The sequence below is a fragment of the Skermanella sp. genome (genome assembly GCF_059503625.1).
In genome coordinates this window covers 1-5394 of sequence record NZ_JCACHA010000790.1, presented here as the reverse complement: position 1 = coordinate 5394, position 5394 = coordinate 1, and the positions used below count along the sequence as shown (strand labels likewise).

Genomic DNA, 5394 nt, shown 5'->3' with positions numbered 1-5394 from the left:
CGCAGATCACCAGATCGGGCGTGGACCGGGCGACAGCCTCGAGACCTTGCTCGCCGTTCGTCGCTTCCACGACGGTATAGCCGGCGCGCGTCAGGATCCGGGACAGCGTGACGCGCACCAGCATTTCATCGTCGATCAGCACAATGCTCTTCGTCGTCATCTCGCCTCTGCGCAACTCTCGGTCAAAAGGCATTCTGCGGCATATTCCTTTCCATACTGTAACTAAACATTGCGGCCCTAATTCTGTTCGGCCACCTTAAGAGGGTTTTTAGATAAAATCGCAGAGTTTCGGATTTTCAGCTTCCGCGCTGGAAGGGGGTATTTCGGCAAGGGGCAATGCCACCTCGAAGACCGTTCCGGCATCCGAGTTGCTGCGCACATCGATCCTGCCGCCATGTCCCGTGACGATCCCGTGGACCACGGACAGTCCGAGGCCCGTCCCCTCGCCGACCGGCTTCGTCGTGAAGAACGGTTCGAAGATCCGCGTCCGGGTCGCCTCATCCATGCCGTTGCCCGTGTCGGCGACGGAAAGCAGCGCCTCGCCGCCCATCCGCGCCACGGAAATGACGATGGCGCCTGGGCAATCGCCGATCGCCTGGGCGGCATTGGTCACCAGGTTGACGATCACCTGCTGCAACTGGGACGGATCGGCCATGACGATGGCTCCGAGGGTGGCGCTGCATTCGATCCTGATGCCGGGCGGCATGACCCGGCGAAGCAGGTCCCAGGTGCTGGAAGCGACCCGGCCGAGGTCGACCGCATGGCGCGTCGGGGCTTCCTTGCGGCTGAAGGCCAGGATCTGGCGGACGAGGTCGCGGGCGCGGGCGGCGCCTCCCACGACTACTTCCAGGTCGGCGCGCTCCCTGCTTCCGGCGGGAAGGTTCTCCAGCACGCATTCGGTCAAGCCCAGCACGGGCACCAGCGCGTTGTTCAGGTCATGGGCGATGCCGCCGGCCAGCGTGCCCAGCGCCTCCATCTTGAGAGACTGCTGAAGCTGGCGCTCCAGTTCGAACCGCTTGGCCTCCGCCCGCCGCATCTCGGTGACGTCCTGCAAGGTGCCGACGACGGCTGCCACCTGGGAACCGAACATCATCGGTTCGCACTTGCACCGGCAGCGCCTGATTTGTCCGTCCGGACGAACGATGTCGATCTCGATGCCTGTTGGAACCGTGCCGGACAATGCCGCATCCAGGAGAGGCTGGAGCAGGGATCGGGTTTCCCGCGAAATCAACGCCGCGATGCTCTCCAGGGTGAGATGGAACGTGCGCGGCTGTGCGAAGATCTCGTACATCATCTCCGACCACACGACACGGCCGGAGCGAGGGTCCAGCTCCCAGCTTCCCACATGGGCGACTGCCTGGGCGCGGATCAGGTGCCGCTCGTTTCGACAAAGGCGCTGGGTCGTATCCTCCAGCGCCAGTACCGCCCGGTCGCGGCGGCGCATCTGCTTCAGCAGCAGCAGGGTCAGCGCTACGACACCCGTAGCGGCCGCGGCCCAGGCGAATACGTAACCACGGGCATCGTGATGCCAGCGGGCGAGAGCTTCCTCCGTAGAGATGCCGACCAGAACCACCACGGAAAGGTCTTCCGGCTTTCGGTAGCCCACGATCCGGTCTACGCCATCCAAGGGCGTTTCCATCCGGAAAGTCCCCGTCGGCGCATCCAGCCGCCGGTCGCCGAACAAGGCATGCGCGGGGATCGCGCTGTTCTTCGGGATCTCCCGTTCCGGAGTCTGAAGCACCATGACGGTATCGCCCGACGCGATTGCGACGATGCCCTGCTCGCCGACCTGCAAGGCCTTGTAAAGTCCCTCCAATCGCCTGGGTTCCATGACCGCGACGACGATGCCTGCGAACCTGCCATCCTCCGCGGACTCGACCGATATGGTCAAAGGCACGATCGGAGCGCCGGAAAACAGGCTGGGAACGGCGACTCCGATCAGCATCTTCCTTTCTCCGGCGGCATGGGCACGGAAGTAGTCGCGGCCCGACGCATCGAACCCGATCGGCATGGTCGGGAGAGAAGAGGCGACTACCCGTCCGTCGGCGTCGACGAAGGAGAGTGCCTTCAGATAAGGCAGGCTGTCGGCATTGGCGGCCAATACTTTCCCGATCGTATCCCTGTCGGCCGTGCCGGCCCCGTCGAGGGTGCGGAGATGGAGAGCCGTGGCGCTGAGCACGGCGTTGACCGACGCAGCCGTTTCCCGCGTGTGTTCCTCCAGCACCTGGGCGAGCCGTTCCGCCGTCGCCGTAGCCGCCGACAGGGAGGCGATCCGGTCCTGGCGGAGCTGGAACAGGAACATGATGCTGAGAAGACCGAACATCGCCAGCCCGAACAGGCGGGCGGCCCAGCGTTTCCGGGCGGCGGCGCGCGGGTTGCCCAGGCTGTCGCGCGGTTCCATGGCGGCCGGATCTCCTCGTCTTCCAGAAATCGCTTTCAATTCGAATGGAAAGATCTGTCTACTCGGTAGCCGTTAAGATTCGGCTGACATATCCGCCTATTCACATTCCGGCCATGGATCAACCGGGCTTCCGCTGTGTTGGCGACTGAAGGACTGTTCCAGGTCCAGCCGGGCCGCACCGTTCCATGAGAAACGCTCCATGAGAAACGCATCATGAAAAATCGGTTCGCCGGCCTCCTCCTCGTTTTAGCACTGGCGGCGGGGCTGCCCGCCGCAGCTTCGGCAGCCGGACCGCCGGAGCAGGACCGACAATTCGTCGAGGCGGCGGCGCGGGCGGAAGCCTCCCGGATCGAATCCGCCGAGCAGGCGCTGACCAAGGCCGGCGACAAGCGGGTCCGGATCTTCGCCGAACGCATCATCGAGGATCACGGCCCGATCTCCCAGGAGCTGACGGTCCTGGCGTCCGATGCCGGGATCTCCCTCGCCGCGGATGCCGCCTCGTCTCCGCCCGCCAGGAGTTTCGACAACCTGTCCGGCAACGCCTTCGAGCACGCTTGGCTCGAAGCGGAGGCGAAAGCCCATCAGGAACTGATCGACCTGTTCGCCGGCCAAGCGGAAAAGGGCGGGAATCAGCAACTCCGTACCTTCGCCGCCAACCATCTGGCGTCGCTGCGCGACCATCTGGAAATCGCCCGCTCGCTCGGCGCCGAACTGCCGCGCCAGACCTCGTCGGATTAGGGAGGGTTCCGGGTGTCACGCTGGTTCGCTGCCGTCATGCTGGTCCTGCTCTGGTCGGCCGGTACCGCCGCTACCGCCGAAGCTGCCGGTTCGGCGGGGTGCGGCCGGCCACCGCCCGCCAGCGTTCCGGACCGCGTCATGCTGGATGAGCGGGAGCGCAGCCTGATCGCCGATCTTCCCGCCGGCTACGATCCCGATCACCCGCACCGGCTGGTCGTGGCCTTCCACGGGCGGACCAACGACAACGCCCAGGTCCGGTCCTATTACGGGCTGGAGCAGCCGGCCGGCGATCCGACAATCTTCGTCTATCCGCTGGCGCTGCGGCAGGCCGACGGCACCTTCAGCTGGGCCGATCCCGGCGACAAGCCCGACAGCCTGCGCGACTACAGGCTGTTCGACGCCATCGTCGCCCGCTTCGCCGGGGATTACTGCGTCGATCCCGACCGCATCTTCGTCGTCGGCCACTCGCTGGGCGCGTCGTTCGTCAACAGCCTCGCTTGTGCCAGGGGCGACCTGATCCGGGGCGTCGGCAGCGTCGCCGGCGGGGTCCAGCGCTCCCACTGCCGGGGCAGCGTCGCGGCGCTGGTGCTCCATAACCCGGCGGACAAGCTGGTGCCGTTCTCGGAAGGGGAACGGGCACGCGATGCCCTGGTGGCGCAGAACGGCCAAGACGAGGCCGCGGCGGAACCGGCGGAAGCCGGTCCCTTCGATTGCGAGCGCTTCGCCACCCACGATCCCGCCAATCCCGTCCTGTGGTGTCCGCACCATCAGGACCAGACTTCGCGGGGCCGCTACTATCCGCACCAGTGGCCGTCCGGCACCGGGGAGGCCATCATGGACTTCTTCGAAACCCTGAAGTGAGTCCGCCTCACGTCAGAAGCAGGACCATCACCTGGGGCGCTATGATGCGGAGGCACATCACCAGCGGGTAGACCGTGGCATAGGCCAGGGCCGGCGCCTCGCTCGGCGTCAGGGCATTGGCGAAAGCCAGGGCAGGCGGGTCGGTCATGCCGCCGGCCAGCAAGCCGCACAGGCTCAGATAGTTCATCCGCATGACCAGGCCGATCAGAGCCGTCACGGTCAGCGGCACGATGGTTATCAACGCGCCGCAGGCCATCCAGGACAGCCCGTCGCCGTCGATCAGCGTATCGATGAAGCGGTCGCCCGACCTGAAGCCGACGACGGCCAGGAACAGCACGATCCCCAACTCGCGCAACGCCGTGTTGGCGACCGGCGGCATGAACCAGACCAGCGGCCCGACATGGCCGATCCGCGCCAGGACGATGGCGGCGATCAGCGGCCCGCCGGCCAGCCCCAGCTTGAGAGGGGCCGGCATGCCGGGCACCGCCAGCGGGATGCTCCCCAGCAGCATCCCCAGTGCTATCCCAAGGAACATCGGCACCAGATGGACCTGCTGAAGCCGGCGCTCCGAATTGCCGAACACGCCGGTGACGGCCTGGATATGGTCGGGCCGGCCGATGACGTTGACGATATCGCCGAACTCCAGCCGCAAGTTCGAACTGGCGACCAACTCGACGCCGGAGCGCACGACGCGCGAGATCCTGACGTCGTTGGTGTCCTCGATGTTCAGGCCGGCGATCGTGCGGCCGAGCACGGACGAGTTGGTCACGACGATCCGCGCCCAGGCCAGATCGGTGCCCTTGGTGGAGAGCGGCTGGTCGGTCTGCGGGCCGAGCACGTCCTGCATCCGCTCCAGCCCCTGCCGGCATCCGACCAGATGCAGGATATCGCCCGCCTCCAGCCGCGTGCCATTATGGGGCACCCGAAGCCGGCCCTGCCGCATCATGCGCGACACGATCACGCCGGCTTCCGCCAATTCCTTGAGATCGCCGATCGTCCGCCCGTCCAGGTCGGCGTTGCGCAGCATCACGTTCATCGTCTCGACCGCCGCGACCTCTCCCCGGCGGCGCTCCTCGAAGGAGTTCGCCGCCGCGACGGCATCCAGCCTGAAGACCGCCCGCAGCCCGAGCATGGTCAGCAGGATGCCGGCGATGCCGAAGGGATAGGCCATCGCGTAGCCGAGGCTGGGCAGGCCCAAGGCGTCGGAGGAAGCACCGACTTCCTTCAGCACCTGCTGGGCGGCGCCCAGCGACGGCGTATTGGTGACGGCGCCGGAAAACAGCCCGAGCACGACCGGCAGCGGCAGGCCGAGTCCCAGATGGATCGCGACCGCCGTCAGGACGCCCATCACCACCAGCCCGACGGCCAGCAGGTTGAGAGCCAGCCCGGAGCGC

The 5394-nt window shown here is 66.4% G+C and carries 5 protein-coding genes; 2 read left to right on the top strand and 3 right to left on the bottom strand.

Annotated elements, in window-relative coordinates; genetic code table 11:
* The coding region (locus AC5JJ6_RS27880; RefSeq protein WP_496045189.1) for a response regulator at window positions 1–160 on the bottom strand (160 nt) is incomplete at its 3' end.
* 108 nt (window positions 161–268) lie between these two features.
* Window positions 269–2401 (bottom strand): ATP-binding protein, encoded by a 2133-nt coding sequence (locus tag AC5JJ6_RS27875; protein ID WP_496045185.1) that lies wholly within the window; start codon window positions 2399–2401, stop codon window positions 269–271.
* A gap of 213 nt (window positions 2402–2614) precedes the next feature.
* Here AC5JJ6_RS27875 and AC5JJ6_RS27870 point away from each other — a divergent pair, with 213 nt between their 5' ends.
* Both AC5JJ6_RS27870 and AC5JJ6_RS27865 read left to right on the top strand, forming a co-directional pair.
* Window positions 2615–3139 (top strand): DUF4142 domain-containing protein, encoded by a 525-nt coding sequence (locus AC5JJ6_RS27870; protein ID WP_496045184.1) that lies wholly within the window; start codon window positions 2615–2617, stop codon window positions 3137–3139.
* Between the two features lie 12 nt (window positions 3140–3151).
* Window positions 3152–4000, top strand: coding sequence for a CE1 family esterase (locus AC5JJ6_RS27865; protein WP_496045183.1), 849 nt, complete (start codon window positions 3152–3154; stop codon window positions 3998–4000).
* Between the two features lie 7 nt (window positions 4001–4007).
* On the opposite strand, the gene AC5JJ6_RS27860 is transcribed toward AC5JJ6_RS27865, so the two are convergent.
* A partial coding sequence (locus tag AC5JJ6_RS27860) for a putative transporter (protein WP_496045182.1) occupies window positions 4008–5394 on the bottom strand: 1387 nt, incomplete at its 5' end.

Coding starts and splice junctions, on each gene's coding strand:
- AC5JJ6_RS27875 (WP_496045185.1), bottom strand. CDS start 2,401: ATGGAACCGCGCGACAGCCTGGGCAACCCGCGCGCCGCCGCCCGGAAA.
- AC5JJ6_RS27870 (WP_496045184.1), top strand. CDS start 2,615: ATGAAAAATCGGTTCGCCGGCCTCCTCCTCGTTTTAGCACTGGCGGCG.